The 22458-nt window shown below is 67.5% G+C and carries 18 protein-coding genes and 1 pseudogene; 10 read left to right on the forward strand and 9 right to left on the reverse strand.

What is annotated here, in order from left to right:
• Nucleotides 1-33 precede the first annotated feature (33 nt).
• A complete protein-coding gene (locus NRB20_RS17075) occupies nt 34-2004 on the forward strand; it encodes an ArnT family glycosyltransferase (RefSeq protein WP_153411087.1) in 1971 nt (656 codons plus the stop codon).
• A gap of 32 nt (nt 2005-2036) precedes the next feature.
• Here the strand turns inward: NRB20_RS17075 and NRB20_RS17080 are convergent, their stop codons facing one another.
• Nucleotides 2037-4610 (reverse strand): polynucleotide kinase-phosphatase, encoded by a 2574-nt coding sequence (locus tag NRB20_RS17080; RefSeq protein WP_153411088.1) that lies wholly within the window; start codon nt 4608-4610, stop codon nt 2037-2039.
• Nucleotides 4610-6121, reverse strand: a complete 1512-nt coding sequence (locus NRB20_RS17085) for a 3' terminal RNA ribose 2'-O-methyltransferase Hen1 (protein WP_406603837.1) — start codon at nt 6119-6121, stop codon at nt 4610-4612. The genes NRB20_RS17080 and NRB20_RS17085 overlap by 1 nt, the downstream gene beginning before the upstream one ends.
• 247 nt (nt 6122-6368) lie before the next feature.
• On the opposite strand from NRB20_RS17085, the pseudogene NRB20_RS17090 reads away from it, so the two are divergent.
• Nucleotides 6369-6581: pseudogene (locus tag NRB20_RS17090) on the forward strand (prolyl aminopeptidase); the annotation flags it as partial.
• 68 nt (nt 6582-6649) lie between these two features.
• A complete protein-coding gene (locus tag NRB20_RS17095; RefSeq protein ID WP_319945041.1) occupies nt 6650-7006 on the forward strand; it encodes a type II toxin-antitoxin system Phd/YefM family antitoxin in 357 nt (118 codons plus the stop codon).
• Here NRB20_RS17095 and NRB20_RS17100 read toward each other — a convergent pair.
• Complete coding sequence (locus NRB20_RS17100) at nt 6948-7409, reverse strand: PaaI family thioesterase (protein WP_194289889.1); 462 nt, start codon at nt 7407-7409, stop codon at nt 6948-6950. The two genes, NRB20_RS17095 and NRB20_RS17100, sit on opposite strands and share 59 nt — an antisense overlap.
• Nucleotides 7410-7487: 78 nt before the next feature.
• Between NRB20_RS17100 and NRB20_RS17105 the strand changes: the two genes are divergently transcribed.
• The 5 genes from NRB20_RS17105 (at nt 7488) to clpX (ending at nt 12837) form a co-directional block, all read left to right on the forward strand.
• A complete protein-coding gene (locus NRB20_RS17105) occupies nt 7488-8066 on the forward strand; it encodes an FKBP-type peptidyl-prolyl cis-trans isomerase (protein WP_153411090.1) in 579 nt (192 codons plus the stop codon).
• Nucleotides 8067-8310: 244 nt separating this feature from the next.
• Entirely contained in the window at nt 8311-9696 is a 1386-nt protein-coding gene (tig, locus tag NRB20_RS17110; RefSeq protein WP_406603838.1) for a trigger factor, read from the forward strand.
• A gap of 302 nt (nt 9697-9998) precedes the next feature.
• A complete protein-coding gene (locus tag NRB20_RS17115) occupies nt 9999-10589 on the forward strand; it encodes an ATP-dependent Clp protease proteolytic subunit (protein ID WP_153411092.1) in 591 nt (196 codons plus the stop codon).
• A 30-nt stretch (nt 10590-10619) separates the two neighbouring features.
• Nucleotides 10620-11252, forward strand: a complete 633-nt coding sequence (locus NRB20_RS17120) for an ATP-dependent Clp protease proteolytic subunit (protein ID WP_153411093.1) — start codon at nt 10620-10622, stop codon at nt 11250-11252.
• A 301-nt stretch (nt 11253-11553) separates the two neighbouring features.
• The gene (clpX, locus tag NRB20_RS17125; protein ID WP_153411094.1) at nt 11554-12837 is read left to right on the forward strand and encodes an ATP-dependent Clp protease ATP-binding subunit ClpX; all 1284 of its coding nucleotides are present in this window, start codon (nt 11554-11556) and stop codon (nt 12835-12837) included.
• 107 nt (nt 12838-12944) lie between these two features.
• Here clpX and NRB20_RS17130 read toward each other — a convergent pair whose 3' ends face one another.
• Nucleotides 12945-13541 carry a TIGR03086 family metal-binding protein gene (locus tag NRB20_RS17130; protein WP_153411095.1) on the reverse strand — a complete coding sequence of 199 codons (597 nt, stop codon included), beginning with the start codon at nt 13539-13541 and terminating at the stop codon, nt 12945-12947.
• A 69-nt stretch (nt 13542-13610) separates the two neighbouring features.
• Here NRB20_RS17130 and NRB20_RS17135 point away from each other — a divergent pair, with 69 nt between their 5' ends.
• Nucleotides 13611-14081 (forward strand): MarR family winged helix-turn-helix transcriptional regulator, encoded by a 471-nt coding sequence (locus NRB20_RS17135; RefSeq protein ID WP_153411096.1) that lies wholly within the window; start codon nt 13611-13613, stop codon nt 14079-14081.
• 215 nt (nt 14082-14296) lie between these two features.
• On the opposite strand, the gene NRB20_RS17140 is transcribed toward NRB20_RS17135, so the two are convergent.
• From NRB20_RS17140 to NRB20_RS17150, 3 genes are all read right to left on the reverse strand, one after another.
• Entirely contained in the window at nt 14297-14671 is a 375-nt protein-coding gene (locus tag NRB20_RS17140) for a nuclear transport factor 2 family protein (RefSeq protein ID WP_153411097.1), read from the reverse strand.
• A 63-nt stretch (nt 14672-14734) separates the two neighbouring features.
• Nucleotides 14735-15637: a formate dehydrogenase accessory sulfurtransferase FdhD gene (gene fdhD / locus NRB20_RS17145; protein WP_153411098.1), complete on the reverse strand. Its 903-nt coding sequence runs from the start codon at nt 15635-15637 to the stop codon at nt 14735-14737.
• A 54-nt stretch (nt 15638-15691) separates the two neighbouring features.
• Entirely contained in the window at nt 15692-17995 is a 2304-nt protein-coding gene (locus NRB20_RS17150) for an FdhF/YdeP family oxidoreductase (RefSeq protein ID WP_153411176.1), read from the reverse strand.
• Nucleotides 17996-18266: 271 nt separating this feature from the next.
• Between NRB20_RS17150 and NRB20_RS17155 the strand changes: the two genes are divergently transcribed.
• Nucleotides 18267-18707 (forward strand): hypothetical protein, encoded by a 441-nt coding sequence (locus tag NRB20_RS17155; RefSeq protein ID WP_153411099.1) that lies wholly within the window; start codon nt 18267-18269, stop codon nt 18705-18707.
• A gap of 93 nt (nt 18708-18800) precedes the next feature.
• On the opposite strand, the gene NRB20_RS17160 is transcribed toward NRB20_RS17155, so the two are convergent.
• Both NRB20_RS17160 and NRB20_RS17165 read right to left on the reverse strand, forming a co-directional pair.
• Nucleotides 18801-22064 carry an arabinosyltransferase domain-containing protein gene (locus NRB20_RS17160; RefSeq protein WP_406603839.1) on the reverse strand — a complete coding sequence of 1088 codons (3264 nt, stop codon included), beginning with the start codon at nt 22062-22064 and terminating at the stop codon, nt 18801-18803.
• 93 nt (nt 22065-22157) lie between these two features.
• A complete protein-coding gene (locus NRB20_RS17165; RefSeq protein ID WP_194289890.1) occupies nt 22158-22451 on the reverse strand; it encodes a hypothetical protein in 294 nt (97 codons plus the stop codon).
• Nucleotides 22452-22458 lie beyond the last annotated feature (7 nt).

Consider the following 22458-nt stretch of genomic DNA (forward strand, 5'->3'; position numbering starts at 1 on the left):
GCGACGTGGACGGATGGACGATGATTGGTCGCCATGACCGATACCGCGATTGCGCCGAGTCCGCCGAGCAGTCCACCCGGGCGCCCGGGGCGACACCTGCCGCGCGGGGAGAGTCTGGCCGTCGCGCTGCTGCTGATCGGGACCGCGGTCGCGTATCTGTGGAATCTCGGGATCAACGGCTGCGCCAACTCCTTCTACTCCTCGGCGGTGCAGTCGGGGGCGCATTCCTGGAAGGCGTTCTTCTTCGGCTCCTCGGACTGGGGCAATTCGATCACCGTCGACAAGACTCCGGCCGCGCTGTGGCCGATGGAGATCTCGGCGCGGCTGTTCGGCATGCATCCGTGGAGCATGATGCTGCCGCAGGTGCTGTTGGGTATCGCCTCGGTGGCGCTGCTGTGGGCGACGTTGCGGCGCACGCACGGCAGTGCCGCCGGAGTACTCGGCGGGCTGGTGTTGGCGGTGACTCCCGTTGCGGCACTGATGTTTCGGTTCAACAACCCGGACGCGCTGCTGGTCTTCCTGATGATCGCCGCGGTGTGGGCGATGACCCGGGCGCTGGCGGACGGTCGCTGGCGATGGCCGGTGCTGTGCGGGGTGTTGGTCGGATTCGGTTTCCTGGCAAAGCAATTGCAGGTGCTGCTGGTGTTGCCCGCGCTGGCGCTCGTCTATCTGATCGCCGGGCCGCCACGGGTGCTGACCCGGCTGCTGCAACTGTGTGCGGCTGGAGTGGCGATGATCGTCGGTGCGGGCTGGTGGGTGCTGGTCGCGCAGCTGTGGCCCGCGTCGTCGCGTCCGTATTTCGGTGGGTCCGAACATAATTCGATCATCGAGTTGACCCTCGGATACAACGGGCTGGGGCGGTTGGGGGTCGGGTCGTCGGGGCAGTTCCCCGGGCCGCCCGGCGGGAAGATGCCGAAGGGTGGCATGTTCGGGTCCTCGCCGGGGATCGATCGGATGTTCCAGGAAACCGTCGGTGGTCAGATCGGGTGGTTCATTCCGGCGGCTGTCGTTTTGCTGATCGCGGGGATCATCCTGCGCGGCACAGTGTCCCGGACGGATCCGCAGCGGGCGGCGCTGCTGCTGTGGGGTGGGTGGATGCTGGTCACCGGGCTGGTGTTCAGCTATATGCAGGGGATCTTCCACCAGTACTACACCGTGGCGCTGGCCCCGGCGGTCGCCGGGACCGTGGGGTTGGGTGCGGTGACGGTGTGGCGTGCGCGGGAACGGATGTGGGTGCGAGTGGTGGCGGCGTTGGCCGTCGTGCTGAGTGTGGCGGCGTCGATGCTGTTGCTGTCGCGCACACCGGATTTCGTGCCGTGGCTGCGGTGGGTGGTGCTGGCCGTCGGGATCGTGAGTGTGGCGGCGTTGCTGATTCCTCGGTGGGAGAAGCTCGCCGCCGTGGCCGCTCTGGTGACCGTGTTGGCGGGGCCGGTCGCGTTCTCGCTGAAGACGATCGGCATGCCGCATACCGGTGGCATCGTATTGGCCGGGCCGAAAACGAGTTTCGGCATGTTCGGCCCGCCGCCCACCACCCAGGACGAGCAGAAGGGCGCGCAGCCGGGGCAGAAGAACGGTGCCGCCGATCTGAAAACCCCTGCGGGACAGCAGGACAAGCGGCATCACGGACCGTTCGGCGATGCGCCGGATCCCGCGCTCATCGCGAAGTTGCGCGACGGAGGTACGAACCACACCTGGGTTGCGGCCGCGGTGAGTTCGATGATGTCCTCGGATCTGCAACTCGAATCGGGTCATCCGGTCATGCCGATCGGTGGTTTCGGCGGCGGCGACCCCTCACCGACCCCGCAACAGTTCCAGGACTATGTCGCGCACAGGCAGATCCACTACTTCATCGACCGGCCCAAGGATATGCACGGTCCCGGCTCGCGCGACCGCACCTCGGCCGCGTCGGAGATCACCAAATGGGTCGAGCAGCACTACACGGCGACGATCATCGGTGACCTGCCCGTCTACGACCTCACCGCGCCGCAACACGCTGCGCGGTAACGAGATCGGACCGGCAGGTCGTCGGCACGCGTCTACAGTCGCGGGTCGACCGGCTCGGATTCCAGGGCCAGCACCGCGAAGACGGCCTCGTGGACGCGCCACAGTGGTTCGCCCGCGACGAAGCGGTCCAGCGACTCCAGGCCCAGGGCGTATTCGCGTAGGGCCATGGAGCGTTTGCGGCCCAGGCCGCGCGAGCGTAGGCGGCGCAACTGGTCGGGGCGCAGATACTCCGGGCCGTAGATGATCCGAAGGTATTCCGGGCCACGGCATTTCACGCCGGGCTGCACGGGACGCGCACTGCGCGTGGCGGTTCCGAGGGTGAGTGCTTCGAGCGGCTTGACCACCATGCCCTCGCCGCCGCTCGCGGTGAGTTCGGTCCACCAGGATGTCGCCTCGGCCTCGGACTGCGGATCGGACAGGTGCACGATCCTGCGGCGGGTCTCGGTGAACAGTCCGGTACCCGCGGCGGCGAGGGCATCGAGCTTGCTCAGGTGCCATTCATGGTCGCGCACAGCGTAATTCACACCCTCGGCCGCGAGGAGCTGGAACGGGGCCAGGCGCAGCCCGTCCAGGCCCGACACCGGCCAGCAGTAGCGGCCGTAGGCGGTGGTGAACGCGTCGGCGTCGGCGTGGCGGGCGGTGGTGCGGGCCGCGAGTTCGCCGACGTCCTGACCGCGTGCCGCGGCGGCCGCGACGATCTCGGCGGCCGCGCCCAGGGATGCCCGGGCCGCCGCGCCGACGGCCGCGTACTGATCGCGCAGCAGGCCGATCGCCTTGGCCGACCACGGCAGGAGTTCCGCGTCGAGGGCGAACCAGTCCGAACCCAATTCCTCGAACAGGCCGGACTTTTCGGCCGCAGTGCGGATGTGGTGCAGCACCGCCTCGATCAGTTCCGGATCGTCGAAGAACGGGCGGCCGGTGCGGGTGTAGAGCGCGCCGGTGCTGCCGTCCTCGATGCCGAAGCGGTCGCGGGCGGTGGTCGCCGAACGCGTCACCACGGCGATGGCGCGCGAGCCCATGTGCTTCTCCTGGCACACGACGGTCGGGACGCCCTCGGCACGGTAGTACGCGAACGCCTGCGCCGGATGTTCGAGCAGATCCTCGGAATCGGCTGTGGCACAGGGGGACATCGTCGGCGGCAGGTAGATGAGCCAGCGCGGGTCGACCGCGAAACGGCTCATCACCTCGAGGGCCGCGCTCGCGTTCTCCTCCTGGACACTGACCCGGCCGAGGTGGCGGGTCTCCACCACGCGGCGGCCGAGCACGTCGTCCAGATCCAGCACGGCGGGATCGCGGTGGGTGGTTCCCCCGGATGTCGTCGTGTCCTCCAGCGGGCGGGCCGGTTCGCACCAGACCTGTTCCGCCGGAACCGATACCGTCTCGCGCTCCGGATAACGCAGCGCGGTGAGTCGTCCGCCGAACACCGCGCCGGTGTCCAGGCACAGGGTGTTGTTGACCCAGCGCAGTTCGGTGGTCGGGGTGTGGCCGTACAGGACCGTGGCGCGGCCGCGGTAGTCCTCGGCCCACGGGTAACGCACCGGCAGGCCGAATTCGTCAGTCTCGCCGGTGGTTTCGCCGTACATGGCGAACTGGCGCACGCGGCCCGACGCGCGGCCGTGGTACTCCTGCTTGAGTCCGGCGTGGGCGACCACGAGATCGCCGCCGTCCAGGACGTAGTGTCCGATCAGACCGCGGCAGAAATCATGTGCGGCCCTGCGGAATTCGTCGTCCTCCTGCTCGAGCTGGGCCAGGGATTCGGCCAGGCCGTGCGCGATGGTGACCTTGCGGCCGTCCAGGGCGCGGACCAGCTTGAATTCGTGATTTCCGGTGACGCACAGGGCATTTCCGGATTCGACCATGCCCATGACCAGGCGCAGTACGCCCGGGGTGTCGGGTCCGCGGTCGACCAGATCGCCGACGAACACCGCCGTGCGACCGTCGGGGTGCCGGGCGTCGACCGGACGTGCGGTCTCGTCGCGTCGGAGCGCGTAGCCCAGTTCCTCCAGCAGCGTTTCCAATTCGGAGCGGCAGCCGTGCACGTCGCCGATCACGTCGAACGGGCCGGTCAGCTCGCGCCGATCGTTCCAGAGCTTCTCGTCGGCCACGGTCGCGGCGTCGATCTCCTCGGCCCCGCGCAGCACGTACACCCGGCGGAAACCCTCCCGCTCCAGGCTGCGCAGGCTGCGGCGCAGGTCGCGCTGCTGGCGGGTCACCACGTGCGCGCCGACGTGCGCGCGTTCGGGGCGTCGGGTGTTGCGCTCCAGGCACACTCGATCGGGCACGTCCAGCACGATCGCGACCGGCAGCACGTCGTGTTCGCGGGCCAGGCGGATCAGTTCCTGCCGTCCGTGCGGCTGCACATTGGTCGCGTCGACCACCGTGCGCAGGCCGCGTCGCAGCCGCACGCCCGCGATGTGGTGCAGGAGTGCGAAGGCGTCGTCGGTGGCGGTCTGGTCGTTCTCGTCGTCGCTGACGATGCCGCGGCAGGCGTCGGAGGACACGATCGCGGTGTGCGGAAAGTGCTTGTGCGCGAAGGTGGATTTACCCGAGCCGGTGCATCCGACCAGTGCCACCAGGGACAGTTCGGGGATGGTCAGTTCGGTCATCACGCCGCTCCCTTCTCGCCGCGCTTCTCGAAGACGGCCAACTGCGTCGGCGATCCCAATGCCGGATCCTGCGGGCCCACCGGCTCGAAACGCACCAGGTACCAGTATTTTTCGGCCACTCGACGCGCCCACGCCTCGAATTCCGCACGGCTCCACTCGAACCGGTGATCCGGATGCCGGAACGACCCGGCGGGCAGCGTCTCGAACAGCGCGTTGTATTCGCCGTTCGGCGTCGTCACGATCACCGATCCCGGTGCGGCGGAACCGAATACCGCCTGCTCCAGCGCACCGAGGCGGGGCGGGTCGACGTGCTCGATGACCTCCATCAGCACCGCTGCGTCGAATCCGCGCAGCCCGGCGTCGCTGTAGGTCAACGCTCCCTGCCGCAAGGTGATTCGCTTGGCAACCCGCTCGGGCGCCCGATCCAACCGCAACCGCCGCTGCGTGATCCGCAGCGCCCGCATGGATACGTCCACTCCCACGATCTCGCTGAACGCCTTGTCCGCCAACAACTGCCGCAGCAGGGCTCCCTCACCGCATCCGAGGTCGAGCACTCGTCGTGCATCGACCTCGTGCAACGCGCGCACCACAGCTGCTCGTCGCGTGACCGCCAACGACGGCGGCGCGGGTTCTTCGGCATCAGCGGCAACCTCGCTCGCCGCTCGATCATCCGCCGCCGCAACGGTTGTTCCACCCGACAACTCACCGGATTCCGTTGTGGCCGAATCATCTTCGTCCGTCACGGTCTCGTCGATCGCGTCCAGGGACTCCGGGGTCGTGTCATCGATCTCGGCCAGGCGGGCCAGAGCGGTGCGGACCAGGGAGTTCTTGCGCGCGAGATAACGCCGGGTGATCCAGGCGCGCTCCGGGTGGCCGACGAGCCAGCCCGAACCCGCGCGCAGCAGCTTGTCGATCTCGTCGGCGGCGAGCCAGTAGTGCTTGCTGCCGTCCAGCACGGGCAGCAGGACGTACAGGTGTGACAGCGCATCGGCCACACGCATCATCCCGCTCAATTCCAGTCGCACGTAATGTGATTCGCCCCATTCGGGAAATGCCGGATCGAGCGGAATCGGGGTGGCGCGAACCTCCCAGCCCAACGGTGCGAACATCCGCTCGACCGTCTCCGCCCCACCCCTGCACGGCACCGCGGGCAATTCGATCCGCAACGGCAGCGCGGTGGCCGCGAGTTCGGGCCGCTGCTCGCACTTCCCGTGCAGCGCACTCTTGAACACCGTCGAGATCGCCACCGACATCAGCGAGGAAGCCGCGTACGGCCGATCGTTCACATACTGCCCGAGGCTGAATTCCGTTGTCCCCCGGTTCTTCCCCCGCACCAGCCGAACCGGATCGATCTCCAACAGCAGGGCGGCGGTACACCGCTCCTCGTCGGCTTCGGGATACAACACGTGCGCCACCCCGTACGACTGCTCGAAAACCTGCCCCCGCCCAGGATTCTTGTGCAGCAGAAACCCCAGATCGGTGGCAACCCACTCGGCCCCGTCGTCCCGCACACACGTAATCGTCAGCAACACCCTGCGATTTTTGCCCGCCCCCACCACCCCCAGCAACCCAATTCCGGACAGATTCGCGACGGTCCGTAGCGGTCCCGCGTCAGCCTCGATTCTGTGCCGGTAGCCTCTCCTCCGATAGATCCGTACGCCGAAGGTTTGCTGGAGGTCGGCGATGGAAACCGGATGTACTGGTGCGCCAGCGGCAATCCCGCGGGCCGACCAGCGCTGGTGGTGCACGGTGGGCCGGGCCGCGCGCCTGTCCGGCATCCCCGGCGACCTGATACACGGCCGCCTGGACCTCAGCGCCCCCCTCGAAACCGCCTGGGACCTGGCGAAAGCCTGGCCCGACGCCCGCCTCCACATCATCGAGGACTCCGGCCACACCGGCAGCCCCACCATGGCCGCCGCCATCACCCACGCCATAGCTCGCTTCGCCCAGCCGGATACCGATCACCCATGACCAGCGTTCACACACGGCAATGTCAACGGCTGCTTGGCATCTCGTTGTACAGCGAACTTGTATGATCGATTCGTGAGGCAGCTCTCCTATACAGAAGCTCGCAGAACTCTCTCGCCGAGGTGTTGGACGCCGCTACCGAGGATCTCGAAGAGATCGTTGTGACTCGTGCTGGGCGTGAATCCGCCGTTGTGGTCTCGCTTCGTGAATACGAGGCGTTGAAAGAGACCGCGTATCTGCTCGGTAACCCGGCCAATGCCCGCCATCTGCAACGCGGACTCGAGGAATTCGCGGCGGATGGCTTCAGGCTGGGGGAATGTCCGAACGTTCTCTATGACGGGGTCCGTGTGAAGAGTTTCGGCGGGGTGTTCAGACTGCTTCGACGCCGAGGGGGATTACGCGGGCCGTTGCGGTTGCGGTGGCGATGACGGTTCCCTCGGGGGTGGTGAGGGTGGCTTCGAGTCTGGCTATGTCGCCGTCTCGGTGGGTTACGTGGCCGCGGCCGAGGAGGCGGCCGGGGCGGGTGGGGTGGAGGAAATTGACGTTCATGTCCAGGGTTGATTGGAATTCGTCGGGGGACAGGGTGGCCAGGAGGGCGGGGCCGAGGGTGTCGTAGAGCATGGCCGCGAGGAATGCGCCCAGGACGTTGCCCATCGGGTTGGTGAAATCCGTTGTGGCGGTGAAGGCCAATTCGATGACGCCGGCTTCGGGGTCGGCGTCGACGAATTCCAGGCCGAGGGTTCGGGCGGCCGGTGGTTGCGGTGTCTCGCCGCGCATCGCGGCCCAGAACTTGCCCGGACGGCCGTGGGTGACGTCGGCATCGGGACTCATGGCCCGACTCTACTTGTTCGCCGGTGGTCGCCATGGGTGGTCGCGGGCACAGGGTGTGCGTCGATTAGGGTGCGGCGCATGCGAACACTGGCCAGAATCATCGGTTCCACCGCTGTCGTGGCGGCCGCGGTGGCGCTCACCGCATGCGGCGGCAGTGATACCAAGAGCTCCCCGGCGAGTTCGACCACGACCGCGGCGGCCTCGGCGAGTGCGCAGACGCAGTCCGCCGCACCGGCGAGCCACGGGCGGGAATGCACCGCCGACGACGTCAAGACCACCGGCGGATTCGGGGATGCGCCGACGATCACCATTCCCGACGATTGCGATCCGCCGACCCACCTGGTCACCAAGGACCTGATCACCGGGACGGGGCCCGCCGCCAAGACGGGCGATCAGGTCAGCATGAACTACACGCTGGTCACCTGGTCGGACAAGAAGAAGCTGGACAGCTCGTTCGATCGGCACGAGCCCTTCCCGCTGCAACTCGGCGCGGGCCAGGTCATTCCCGGATGGGATCAGGGCCTGGTCGGCATCAAGCAGGGTGGACGGCGGTTGCTGATCATTCCGCCGGACCTCGGTTACGGCCAGGGCGGCAACGGCATCAAGCCCAACGAAACCCTCGTCTTCGTCACCGACGCGGTGAAAATCGGCAGCTGAGCCGTTGACCGATCCGGGCGTCCGGCTACTTGTCGGTGGCGCCCGGTATGGTTCGGCGAGTAGGAGAGGTCGAGCCGCGGGAGTTGCGGCATCGGCCGCGAGCCGCTCGACCGGAGATGCCCGGTGAGTCGGCCCTCCGGCCGGTTTCTGGCCGGGGACCGGGGTCGACTAGGCTTGTCGGGATGCGTTCGGGGGGACGAACCAGAAGACTTTGTCCAGTGAACAACGAGCAAGGAGCATGTCCGTGAAGAGCACCGTCGAGCAGCTGAGCCCGACCCGGGTCCGCATCAACGTCGAGGTGCCCTTCGAGGAGCTGAAGCCGGACTTCGACCGGGCCTACAAGACACTGGCCGGTCAGGTGCGTATTCCGGGTTTCCGTCCGGGTAAGGCCCCGGCCAAGCTGCTCGAGGCCCGGCTGGGTCGCGGCGCGGTCCTCGAACAGGTCGTCAACGATGCGCTCCCGGCCAAGTACAGCGACGCCGTGACCAGCAGCGAGGTCAAGGTCATCGGGCGTCCGGAGATCGAGATCACCAAGATCGAGGACGGCCAGGAGCTGGCCTTCACCGCCGAGGTGGACGTCCGCCCCGAGATCACCCTGCCCGACTTCTCCGGCATCGCGGTCACCGTCGACCCGATCGCGATCGAGGACACGGACATCGAGGAGCAGTTGCAGTCGCTGCGCCAGCGGTTCGGCACCCTGACCACCGCCGAGCGCGCTGTCCAGGACGGCGACTTCGTCTCCATCGACCTGTCGGCCACCGTCGACGGCCAGGACGTCCCGGAGGCCTCGACCACCGGCCTGTCCCACGAGGTTGGTTCGGGCCAGCTCATCGAGGGCCTGGACGAGACGCTGATCGGCCTGAACGCCGAGGAGTCCAAGGAGTTCACCTCCACCCTGGTCGCCGGTGAGCACGCCGGTAAGGAAGCGGTCATCACCGTCAAGGTGAACTCGGTCAAGGAGCGCGAGCTGCCCGAGGCCGACGACGAATTCGCCCAGCTGGCCAGCGAATTCGACACCATCGACGAGCTGAAGGACGATCTGCGCACGCGCGTGGAGCGGGTCAAGAAGGTCGAGCAGGCCGGCGTCATCCGCGACAAGGTGCTCGAGGCGCTGCTGGAGCGGACCGAGGTGCCGCTGCCCGAGGGCGCGGTCCAGGCCGAGATCGACGCGGTGCTGCACGACGCGGTGCACGGCTTCGACCACGACGAGGCCAAGTTCGCCGAGGCCCTCGAGGCGCAGGGTTCCACCCGCGAGGAGTTCGACAAGGACACCAAGGAGGCCGCGGAGAAGTCGGTGAAGACCCAGCTGCTGCTGGACGCCGTCGCCGACGCCGAGGACACCCAGGTCGGCCAGGACGAGCTGACCGAGCGGATCCTGTTCCAGTCGCAGCGCTACGGGCTGTCGCCGGAGCAGTTCATCCAGCAGATCCAGCAGGCTGGTCAGCTCGGCGCGATCTTCGCCGATGTCCGTCGCGGTAAGGCCCTGGCCGGTGTGGTCGGCCAGACCACCGTCACCGACACCGCGGGCAACACCGTCGACACCGACGAAATGTTCGGTGGCGCAGCGGATTCCGAAGACGAGGGCCAGGACGAGCAGGCCGCCGAGACTGCCGCCGCGGCTGCTGAGTGAGTTCAAGAATGTGCGGCGCGGTTGCGCAGCGCGCGAGCTTGCGAGGGCGCCGTCAGGCACTGCGCGATTCGCTTGCAGCGTGGCTGAGCGCCAGCGAAGTTGCGCTGTAAGCGAAGACAGGGCGGTACCGGGAGTTCGGTGCCGCCCTGCTTCGTTAGGGTTTGTGTCAGCGAATCAGATCTGCGGTCGATCCGACGGGCGGTCCGGGTATTTCGGACCGGATGTCCACGGGGGATCGCACGTTGGATAGAGACTGCGTGCTTGCAAGCAGCGAGCCGGTGAGAGAGGGCAGGTATCCGTTAATGACATCCCCAACTTCTGGGCTCAACCTGAGTGATTCGGTCTACGAGCGGCTGCTGCGGGAACGAATCATCTTCCTGGGCACCGACGTCAACGACGACATCGCCAACAAGCTGTGCGCCCAGATGCTGCTGCTGTCGGCCGAGGATCCCAAGCGCGACATCGCGCTCTATATCAACTCGCCCGGCGGTTCGGTCTCCGCAGGTATGGCCATCTACGACACCATGCAGTTCATCGAGTGCGATGTCATGACCATCGGCATGGGCCTGGCCGCCTCGATGGGGCAGTTCCTGCTGACCGCGGGTGCGAAGGGTAAGCGTCTGGCGCTGCCGCACTCCCGGATCATGATGCACCAGCCCTCGGCCGGTATCGGTGGTACCGCGGCGGATATCGCCATTCAGGCGGATCTGTACGCGAAGAACAAGGAGGAGATGAACCGGCTGCAGTCCGAGCACACCGGCAAGACGGTCGAGCAGATCGAGGCCGACGCCGACCGCGACCGCTGGTTCACCGCCGCCGAGGCCCTGGACTACGGCTTCATCGACCGCGTGATCACCCGGCAGACCCAGGCCGGTAACGGCAGCAGCGAATAAGCAGACCTCACAAGGACTTTGGAGACGAAGATGGCCAATCTTTACGGTGCGCAGTCGCGCTACATCCTGCCCTCGTTCGTGGAGCACTCGAGCTTCGGGGTCAAGGAATCGAACCCGTACAACAAGCTGTTCGAGGAGCGCATCATCTTCCTCGGCATGCCGATCGACGACACCGTCGCCAACGACGTGATGGCGCAGCTGCTGGTGCTCGAGTCGCTGGATCCGGACCGCGACATCACCATGTACATCAACTCGCCCGGCGGTGACGTGACCGCGCTGATGGCCATCTACGACACGATGCAGTACGTGCGTGCCGACGTGGCCACGGTCTGCCTCGGCGAGGCGGCTTCGGCGGCGGCGGTGCTGCTGGCCGCGGGCACCCCGGGTAAGCGGGCCGCGCTGCCCAACGCCCGCGTGCTGATCCACCAGCCGCGCACCGGCGGTATCCAGGGCCAGGTCTCGGACCTGCAGATCGCGGCGGCGGAGATCGAGCGCATCCGCACCCAGATGGAGACCATCCTGGCCGACCACACGGGCAAGACGCCCGAGGAGGTCCGCAAGGACACCGACCGCGACAAGATCCTCACCGCGGAAGAGGCCAAGGCGTACGGGATCGTCGACGAGGTCTTCGGTTACCGCAAGCTGAGCGCACAGAAGAAGTGAGTGATTCGGCGGCGTCCCGGTGGCCGTAGGCTTCGGGTATCGGGATGCGCCGGACACTCGGAGTGAGAAACATGCCAAGTTGTCGCCCATCCCGGGGCGCAGCAGGTACGGTCGTTCCAGGGACCTTTGCTCGCGGTAGTCGACAAGGACCGCACAAACTCATCAGGTCGGTATCGGGGAGAATTCAGCCGGTACCCTCCAGCGCCGCACCGGGTGTTGCGGGTAGCGTTGTTTGAAGGCGGCTTGTCGGCGACCGCGGAACAGATGGTTGCACGCGGACAAGGAAGTAGGGACCCACGAGATGGCGCGCATCGGTGATGGCGGCGACTTGCTCAAATGCTCGTTCTGCGGAAAGAGTCAGAAGCAGGTCAAGAAGCTCATTGCGGGACCGGGGGTGTACATCTGTGACGAGTGCATCGACCTGTGCAACGAGATCATCGAGGAGGAACTCGCCGAATCGAGCGAGGTCAAACTCGACGAGCTGCCCAAGCCTGCCGAGATACGGGATTTCCTGGAGAACTACGTCATCGGGCAGGACACCGCCAAGCGCACCCTGGCGGTCGCGGTCTACAACCATTACAAGCGAATTCAGGCCGGCGACAAGAGTCGCGACGGCCGCGGTGAGCCGGTCGAGCTCACCAAGTCGAACATTCTGATGCTGGGTCCCACCGGCTGCGGTAAGACCTATCTGGCCCAGACGCTGGCGAAGATGCTGAACGTCCCGTTCGCCATCGCCGACGCGACCGCGCTGACCGAGGCCGGCTATGTGGGCGAGGATGTGGAGAACATCCTGCTCAAGCTGATCCAGGCGGCCGATTACGACGTCAAGCGCGCCGAGACCGGCATCATCTACATCGACGAGGTCGACAAGATCGCCCGCAAGTCGGAGAACCCGTCGATCACCCGCGACGTCTCCGGTGAGGGTGTGCAGCAGGCGCTGTTGAAGATCCTGGAGGGCACCCAGGCCAGCGTGCCGCCGCAGGGTGGTCGCAAGCACCCGCATCAGGAGTTCATCCAGATCGACACCACGAACGTGCTGTTCATCGTGGCGGGCGCGTTCGCGGGCCTGGAGAAGATCGTGCAGGACCGGGTCGGCAAGCGCGGCATCGGATTCGGCGCGGAGGTCCGCTCCAAGGCCGATATCGACACCGCCGATCACTTCGCCGATGTGATGCCCGAGGATCTGATCAAGTTCGGTCTGATCCCGGAGTTCATCGGCCGTCTGCCGGTCGTGGCCTCGGTGACCAACCTGGACAAGGATTCGCTGGTCAAGATCCTGTCCGAGCCGAAGAACGCGCTGGTCAAGCAGTACGTTCGGCTGTTCGACATGGACGGCGTCGACCTGGAGTTCACCCAGGACGCGCTGGAGGCCATCGCGGATCAGGCGATCCTGCGCGGCACCGGCGCTCGCGGTCTGCGCGCCATCATGGAAGAGGTGCTGCTGCCGGTGATGTACGACATCCCCAGCCGCGACGACGTCGCCAAGGTGGTCGTGAACGCCGACACCGTCAACGACAATGTGCTGCCGACCATCGTGCCGCGCAAGCAGTCCCAGCGCACCGAGCGTCGCGAGAAGTCGGCTTAGGAGCGTCGGGAGAAGCCGGACCGAGTTTCACCGCACACGTCGAACGGGCCCTGGGAGAGTGAATCTCCCAGGGCCCGTTCGCTATTCGGCTCATTCAGAGGTAATGGTCAGTTCGGCCAAGCGGGGTTGCGGCCGAGGTGGGTGAGGATGCGGTCCAACGGGGATGCGCCGGGGGTGCTGGGGAGTTCGGTGGCGAAGGCGGTGGATGCCTTGCGGGCCTCGCCGGTGGGGATCACGGCGATGATTTCGAGGGAGGGGGCGATGAAGTCGTCGGCGAGGTGGTACGGGACGTGCAGGGCGCGGGCGATGTCCCAGGCGTGCACGACGTAGTCGATGAAGTGGACCTGTAGGGCGAACGCGCCGGGAGCCTGTGCGCCGGGGCCGAATTCGGGGAGGTCGAAGGTGCGTTCCAGGATGTCGGGCTGATCGTAGGCGGCGGTGACCTCCGCGACGGCGTCGGCGTAGTCGCGGAGGGGGTCGGCGGCGAGGGGCTGGACTTTCCAGACGTCCAGGTCCGCGCCGTTGCCGCAGGCTGCCGCCGCGAAGCCTCGATGCTGAATGGTCATGTGCGCCAACAGATCTGTGACTGTCCAGTCGGAGCACGGGGTGGGGCGGTCGAGGTGGTCGGGGGTCAGGTGGTTGACGATCTCGACGGAGTAGTCGACGGCGCGGCGGTTCAGGTCCTGGATGTCGGTAATGGTCATACCGAGATAGTAAGCGCATGCATATCATATGTCTATGCTTATTAATTGGAGCACGTAAAGTTTGCTGGCATGGCGGAGTTCGATGGCGGCGCGCGCCCCGATCTGGCGGCGATGATGGCACCGCTGACGCGGGCGCTGATGGCGGCCGAACAGCCCGTACTCGATGAGCACGGGCTGTCGATGTGGGCCTATGTCGTCCTGCTCGGGCTCGAACGCGGGCCCGCGCGCGGGCAGGGCGTGTTGGCGCAGGAGATCGGCGCGGACAAGACGCGGATCATTCCCGTACTGGACGACCTACAGCAGCGCGGCCTGATCGAACGCCGTCCGGACCCGGCGGATCGGCGGGCGCGGGTGCTGGCGCTGACGCCCGAGGGACGGGCGCTGCGGGACGCCACGCAGGCCGGTATCCAGGCCAAGGAAGAGATCCTGTTGCGCAGGCTCGACGCCGCCGACCGGCGCGGCCTGCTGAACTCCCTGATCGCGCTCTCCGCGCTCTCGCGCGAGGAACTCCTCGGGGAGGACGGTCCTACACCCCCTTGAGCACTCGGCGAGTGCGTGCGCACCCGCCCCGGACCGGTGTCGAACGGTGTGCCCGCTCGAGCCCGTCGCCGGAGATCGCCGTTGATCTCCCTGGTTCGCCGTTGAACCTTCGTCCGTCATTGAGAAAATCGTCCGCGGTGGAAGGCTTGTTACCGCCGAACCGCTCAGCTGTTGTGACGGTCCGGCGGTCGCGGATTCATCGGCGCCGGAGCGGATCAGATGGGCTCGACCTGGAGGTCGTCCTGGCTCCAGTAGGCGCGCATGCTCAGGATGCGGCCCTTGTCGTCGAACTCCATGATGTCCACGGGGGAGATGGTCATGCGGTGGCCGTGGCCCTCGGAGACCATGGTGAACGAGACGGCGGCGTGGTTGCCCGAGACGCGGATGACGCCCGGTTCGGCCTTGCGCTGCAACGGTTCCAGGACCGCGTACAGCTCGCGGATGGCCTCGAGTCCGCGACGCGGTTCGCTGCCGATCGGATCCTCCACGACCGCCTCGGGCGCGTAGAGCTCGAGGATCTGCGCGGCGGTACCGCTCGCCACCAGCTCGACGTACCGATCGACCGTCGCGCGACTCTGCTGTGTGCCCATGGCTGCTCCCAGTGGATTGAAACGTGTTCCAGTTTCGCAGCGTAGCAGTCGGGCGGCGGGTGGTCAGTCGGCGTGGGCGGTCAGTGGGACCGCGGTGAGGCGTTCGGGCGCGGAGTAGATGTTCATGGTGTCGCCGCGCAGGAAGCCGACCAGTGTCAGGCCGGTTTCCAGGGCCAGGTCGACGGCCAGGGAGCTGGGCGCGGAAACCGCGCCCAGCATGGGGATTCCGGCCATCACGGCCTTCTGTACGAGTTCGAACGAGGCTCGGCCGCTGACGATCAGGATCAGGTCGTGGGCGGGAATCCGGTTCTCCCGCAGGGCCCAGCCGATCACCTTGTCGACCGCGTTGTGGCGGCCGACGTCCTCACGCACGGCCACCACCTCACCCTCGGGGGTGAACAGCCCGGCGGCGTGCAGGCCGCCGGTGGAGGCGAAAACCTTTTGGCGGGTTCGTAATTCGTCCGGCAGGGTGGTCAGGACCGCGGGGTCCACGGCCGGGCCGGGTGTGGGCAGGGGGTAGCGGCTGCGGGTGCGGACCTCGTCGAGGCTGGTGCGCCCGCACAGGCCGCAGGCGCTGGTGGTCAGCACGTTGCGGGTGGAAATCGGTGTGGGCGTGCGTAATTCGATGTCGAGGACGTTGTAGGTGTTCTGCCCGGCGGTGCTCTCGGACGGTGTCTCCGGGAAACCGAGGTGGGTGCGCATGTTGCTCGCTCCGGGTGCGCAGCGGTCCGCACCGGCGCAGTAGCGGGCCGAGACGATGTCCTGGGCGGACCCGATGATGTTCTCGCTCAACAGGAATCCGTGCGCGAGATCGACATCGTTGCCCGGGGTGCGCATGGTCACCGTCAGTGCTTCGCCGTCGACGCGCAGTTCCAGCGGTTCCTCCACGGCCAGGGTGTCGGGGCGTCGCACCTGACCGTCGGCGGTGATCCGCAGCGTTCTGCGCCGGGCCGTCACCCTGCTCATGGTCCTGCCTCGTTCCTGTTCTCGCCCAACGTCATCGGTCCGTGCGCCGATGGCTCACCGGGTGTGGACGTGCGGCTCCAACCGTATGGTCACGGCCTTGGACACCGGCGTGTTGGACCGGTCGGCCACGTGATTCAGCGGCACCAGCGGATTGGTCTCGGGATAGTAGGCCGCGGCGTTACCGCGCGGAGTGGAGTAGGCGACCAGCCGGAATCCGGTCACCTTACGCTCCACGCCGTCGGTCCACTCCGAGATCAGATCCACCAGATCGCCTTCGGTGAAACCGAATTCGGCGATGTCCCGCGCGTTGACCAGGACCACGCGACGGCCGTTGTGGATGCCCCGGTAGCGATCGTCCAGGCCGTAGATGGTGGTGTTGTACTGGTCGTGACTGCGCAAGGTCTGCAGGATCAACCGGCCCTCGGGCACGGGCAGCCACCGCAACTCGTTGACCGCGAAATTCGCCTTGCCCGTGGTGGTTCGGAACTCGCGCGCATCGCGCGGCGGATGCGGCAGCTGGAAACCGTTGTGCCCCCGGACTTTCGCGTTGTAGTCCGTGCAGCCGGGCACCACCCGGGAGATCGAGTCGCGGATCGCGTCGTAATCGCCGCGGAACTTCGCCCACGGCACCGGGTGATCGGGACCGAACAGCTCCTGCGCCAGCTCGCACACGATGGCGACCTCGCTGCGCAGATCCGGGCTCACCGGGGTCAGCCGACCGGTCGACAGATGCACCATCGACATCGAATCCTCCACGGACACCTGCTGTTTCGCCCCGAGCGGGGACAGATCCAGATCGGTGCGGCCCAGGGTCGGCAGGATCAGCGCGGTCCGCCCGTGCACGACGTGGCTGCGGTTGAGTTTCGTGGAAACCTGCACGGTCAGCGCACACTGGTGCAGCCCGGCCTCGGTGACCCCGGTATCGGGGGTGGCCGAGACGAAATTGCCGCCCATACCGAGGAAGACCTTCGCGCGGCCCTGCTGCAACGCGCGAATGGCGTCGACGGTGTCGTAGCCGTGTTTGCGCGGGCTGGTGATGCCGAATTCGGAATCCAGTGCGGTGAGGAAACTTTCGGGCATCTTCTCCCAGATGCCCATGGTGCGGTCGCCCTGCACGTTGGAGTGGCCGCGCACCGGGCACACGCCCGCGCCGGGCTTGCCGATCATGCCGCGCATGAGCAGCAGGTTGGTGGCCTCCTCGATGGTGGCGACGCCGTGCTTCTGCTGGGTCAGGCCCATCGCCCAGCAGATGATGGTGGATTTCGAGCTGGCCAGCAGTTCGGCGGTGCGGTCCAGATCCTCGCCGGTCAGACCGGTGGCCTCGAGCACCGTGGCGAGATCGACTGCGCGCATCTGCTTTTCGTATTCGGCGAAACCGGCGGTGTGCGCCTCGACGAAGGCGCGGTCCACGACCGTGCCGGGCGCGCGGTCCTCTGCCTCGAACAGCAGTTTGCCCAAGCCCTGGAACAGGGCCATATCGCCGCCCAGGCGGATCTGCAGGAAATCGTCGGCGATATCGATGCCGGTGGTCAGGCCGCGCAGGGTCTGCGGATCACGGAAACCCAGCAGCCCGGTCTCAGGCAGCGGATTGATCGCGATCACCCGCGCGCCGTGCTCCTTGGCCTTCTGGAGGGCCGAGAGCATGCGCGGATGGTTGGTGCCCGGATTCTGCCCGGCGACCACGATCAGCTCGGCCGCGGAGAAGTCGTCGATGGTCACCGAGCCCTTGCCGATACCGATCGAGGCGCTCAGCGCGGTGCCCGAGGATTCGTGGCACATGTTCGAGCAGTCCGGCAGATTGTTGGTGCCGTAGCTGCGGACCAGCAGCTGATACAGGAACGCGGTCTCGTTGGCGGTACGGCCGGAGGTGTAGAACAGGGCCTCGTCGGGGGAATCCAGCGCGCGCAGTTCGTCGGCGATCAGCCGGTACGCCTCGTCCCAGGCGATCGGGGTGTAGTGCTCCTCGCCCGGACGCAAAACCATCGGATGGGTCAGCCGACCCTGCTGGCCGAGCCAGTAACCGGACTTGTCGGCCAGCTCCGCGATCGAGTGCCGGGCGAAGAAATCCGGATCGACCGTGCGCAGCGTCGCCTCCTCGGCGACGGCCTTGGCCCCGTTCTCACAGAATTCGGCCGGGCGGCGATGGCCGCTGGGTTCGGGCCAGGCGCAACCGGGACAGTCGAATCCGTGCTGCTGGTTGACCCGGGTCAGGGTGCGGGCCGTGCGGATGACGCCCATCTCCTCGACCGCCCGCTCCAGCGCGACCGTCACGGCGGTGACACCGGCGGCCTGATGCTTCGGAGGAGTGACAGCGACCTTGGATTCGTCGATATCGTGAGACGGCGCGCTGCGATGCATGATTCCATCGTCCTCCTGACCGGACAGCTCGGACAACCGGCCGCGCGCTGTCCGACCGCACACGGTCCGGCTGCCGAGCCTACGCGCCGCGCCGAAGGTCGTCGGCAATGCCATGGGAACGTTCACAATCCGAGACGGTCGTACCCGCGCCGGTGCGACACACTTACCGCCGATGCCGCGAATCGCCCCCATTCGGGCCGCCGGGCAGTAAGTATCGATGCGACCGCCGGGGTCGAATGCCCCGGAACCGGACAGCAAGGATCGGAACAGGATGGACAAAGGACTCTGGACCGCGCGGATTCGCCGGTGCGTCGCACATCCCGCGGCAGCGGGCCTGGGCGTGGCGGCGGTGCTGCTCGCGCCCGTCGCGCTGCTCACCGCACCCGCCGGAGCGACCGCGACGCAGGTGGGCGCCGAACCGGGGATGAACTACGGTCTGGGCACGAACTACGCGGTGGGTTGCCAGTCGGCGGTACAGGTGACGGTCAACGACCCGGTCCAGCCGGTCCAGGTCTTCGACAACAACACCTCGATCGGCTGGTTCCGGCCCTCGGGCGGCACGGTCGTCGCGCCGTGGACCCCGGCCACGACCGGGTGGCATCATCTCACCGCCGTGCAGGCGGGGACTCCGGCGGGCGCGCCGACGCCGTATGTGGACGTCCGGGCAGCGAACGGCACGCACATGGGTAACAACTGCGCCGTATTCGGCTGAGCGGCAACGTATATCGGGACATCCGAGGAAGACGAGTGCGGGCGACCTTCGAAAAGGTCGCCCGCACTTGCTGTTTCCGTCGAACGTTCGCCGCTACCGGATGTCGAAGTTCAGCGGCCCCGGCTTCCAGCGTGCCGAGCGCTGCTCGACGACCGTGTTCAACTGCGCCGGAGTCGCTTTCGAATCCAACGGGACCAGACGTTCGATCTCACCCCAGTTGCGTTTCCAGTCGTCCTTCAGGTACGAGGACATGACCTCCGGCCGGGTCAGCAACTGCACGTAACCCAGCGGACCGCCCGAGGCGTGGCTCTGCCAGTTCGTGGTCATGATCGCGGCCGCGAAATCGGGGGTGATGCGGTATTTCGGAACCTCGGCGACCCCGTCCCGGTGCCGGAACGGCTGCTGGCACGGGAACTGCAGGCCGACCAGCCAGTCCAGCATGACCGGATCGGAGTGCCCGACCAGCGAGTCCAGGGTTTGCAGATGCGGCACGCGCGGCGGGGTCACCGCGACCCACTGCAACGGATCCGAGCTGTTCACCGAGGCGACCACGCGCACGACGTCGGCCTGGGAAGGCAACTGCTGCAACGGAATCCGCAGATTGCGCCAGGACGGCTGCAATACGCTCACATCGTCCGGGGTGACCCGGCCCAGCGCCTGCACCCCGCCCGGACCGGCGACGCCGTACTCGAGCTGGACGCTCTGTCCGGCGACGGGCAGATTGTCGATATCGGTGGAGGCGATACGCCCGGCCGCGGCGATCGAGACGATCTGGCCCCGGCTGCCCGCGGCATCCGCGGCGGGCAGGCGGTACCAGCCCGAGGTCAGCGACTTCTGCGCGCCGGGGCTGCCGTAACTGCCGAGCATGGGCGTCGTCGCGGGGTTCAGCCCGAACGGCAGCGGGATGTTGCTGCCGTTGATCCCCGGCTTCGCGGCCCCGCCCCCGGCCCCGGTGCTGTCCTTACCGGTCTTGGTGGTGGTGCCCGCGCTGCCCAGGGACTGGCCGACCGACGCGGCGGCCGCGGCCGAACCGTCGGGGGTCAGGTCGCCCAGGTTCAGGCCGTCGGGGGTGAACCCGTCGTTGGCGCCGCCGCCCAGCGCGGTCCCGGCGCTGCCCGACAAGGGTTGCAGCACACCGGCATTCGCGTCCGGCTCGACCAGGACCGCATCGCCCATCGCGCACGGATTCCCGGTCAGCGCCTTGATGTTCGACGACGCCAGCGAGTACGCCGGATACTGCTCGACCGCCGCCTTGACGAACGACAGCACCTCGAACGCGACGACCAGCGCCGCCGCGACGGCCAGGATCGGAATCGGGCGACGCGGCCTACCGCCTTCGGCGCGGAACGGCTCCCGGATGTGGAACCAGCCCGCCAACGCGATCAGCAGCAGTGAGATGCCCAGCAGCACCGTGCCCGCGCTGATGCCGTGCACCGAGATCGGCTTGTCCCACCAGGAGATGCGGTAGCTCGCCACGTACCACCAGCCGTTGGAACTGGCGAACGACAGCGCCAGCATGGCGAAGACGGCGGCGGCGAACAGCGTGCGGTTGCGCGCCGAGCGCAGCGAACGGGAGCCGACCGCGACCGCGGCGACCACCGCGACCGCGCCGCCGAGTCCGGCGAACACACCCAGGTGATGGGTGAACTTGGTGGGGGAGAACATCATCAGCGGCACCGCGGCGACCGTGGTGCCCAGGATGCGGCGGGTCGGTCCGGTGGCGAGTCCGGGAATCCGGCCGCTCTTGGCCAGCAGCGTGATCACCGCGGCGGCCAGCGCCAGGAACATCACCAGCATCGCGAAGCGCCGCGCGAGCGAACCGTCCGGTGTCGGCTGGAGCAGATCCTGATAGACGAGATAGTCCGTGTACCAGGGCATATCGGGTCCGACGACCTTGTGTGCCTGCCGCATCGCGGCGACCTCGGCGATCGGCTGCCCGGCGAACACGATGGTCAGCACCACCAGTCCGGCGGCCAGCGCGGGGGCGATCAACGCCACATAACCCGAGGTGCGTGCGCGTTGCACGATGATCTGCACCAGCGGTCGCGCACCGGCCAGCAGCGCGGCGAAACAGATCAGGCCCGACGGATTGGTGACCACGGCCAAGGCCGCGGGAAGCAGTGCGACCGCGGCCGGAGCCAGTCGCCGGGTGGCCAGGGCGCGTTCCATCGACACCCAGGTCAACAGTACGGCCAGCGCGATCGCGGGCTCGGGCCGCAGACCGTTGTTGTAGGGCAGCCAGAACGCCAGCAGCACCAGGCCGCCGGCCCAGATCGCCGACCGTTCCGTGCGCGCGCCCACACCCAGGCGCGGCACTACCTCGCGGCTGATCAGGAACCAGCAGGCGATGCCGAAGATCAGTTCGGGCAGCCGCACCACGATGCTCGCGGTGGAAACGCGGGCGAGCAGCTCGAACAGGTTGTCGTACGGGATGCCGATGGGCGTTTCGGGGACGCCGAAGTACGCGAAGTAGTTCGCCAGATAGCGGGCGGGTCCGGCGGTGCGGGCCATGCCGAAGATGTAGCCGTCGTCCGCGGTGCCGACGCCGATGAAGTACCAGAGCACGAGCGTGCCGACCACGGCGAAGTCGACCAGGCGCGGCCGCCACCACCGCCGCGGCAGCACCCGGCGGTTGCCGCGGCCGTCCTGGCAGTCCAGCCGGTGCAGCGAGTACAGGGCCACGGCGGTGGCGATGATCGCGCCGATGATCGCGATCAGTTTCAGGACGGTCGGGGAGGTGGTGAATCGGGAGTCGATAACCACGTCGGCGCGCATACCGGCCGGTGCGTTCCCGGTCAGATCGGTGAACAGGCCGACCAGTTGCGGGCGGTGCTCACCGGCCAGGGTGACCGGCGCGCCGCCCGCCTGCACGGTGGTGGCGGTGCTGTCGGAGGCGATCGTGATCGTGCAGCCGCGCGGCAGCTCGCGCACCGGGGTGTCGATCAGGGTCTGATCGCGCAGCACCACCTGCAGCCGATCGCCCGCGGCGGCGGGGGTGACCAGGACGTTCAGGCCGTAGTGCCAGGACGAGCCGGATTCCGCCGGGACCGTGGACAGCAGCGTGCCGCCGCGCGTGCCCAGCGCCGCGGCCGCAGCGCACGGGATGTCGGCGTGCACGCTGGTCGGGGAGTAGGACACCAGCGGCGCGGTGACGCTGGCCGCGCGACCCGCCTTCGGCCAGGAGATCGAGGACTGCTCCTGATGCACCGGCAGCAGCGGCACCGCCACGGCCAGCAGTGCGCCGAGGATGCCGGTCACGATGGCGAGGATCCGCCACAGTCGACTACTCCCGCGTCGAGGGGCGGGTTGGTCCAACGGCCGGTCGTCGGCCGGGTGTCGACTGAGCGTCTGGGTCACGGTCGGGCATGCTATCAACCGGAACTGAGACCGTGTCCAGCTCGACTCCCAGCGCGATCGATGCTAGGCGGCATCGCCCTCAGCCGACCGCGCTCACCAGCTGTGACGCCTCGAGTTAGGTTGTGGCCGAGCGGGTTTGCGGGCCAGGGTGACCAGCGGGGTGGGTTCGCGGCCGTAGAGGTCGCCGATGCGGCCCAGCAGCGGGGCGAACACGGCCGCGGACAGCAGCGTCGCGGTGGTCACCCTGCCTCTGCTCGCGGACGTCGTCGAGACGTGCGGTTTCGTTGTGATCAGGACCAGGATCGGCACGGCCTGGGTCTGCATGACGGTCACGATCATCGCGGCGAACGCGAGGACGCCGGTCAGCAGTGCGGCCTTCCGCGTCATGTGACAC

The organism is Nocardia macrotermitis, from assembly GCF_009604405.1.
Lineage (GTDB): Bacteria > Actinomycetota > Actinomycetes > Mycobacteriales > Mycobacteriaceae > Nocardia > Nocardia macrotermitis.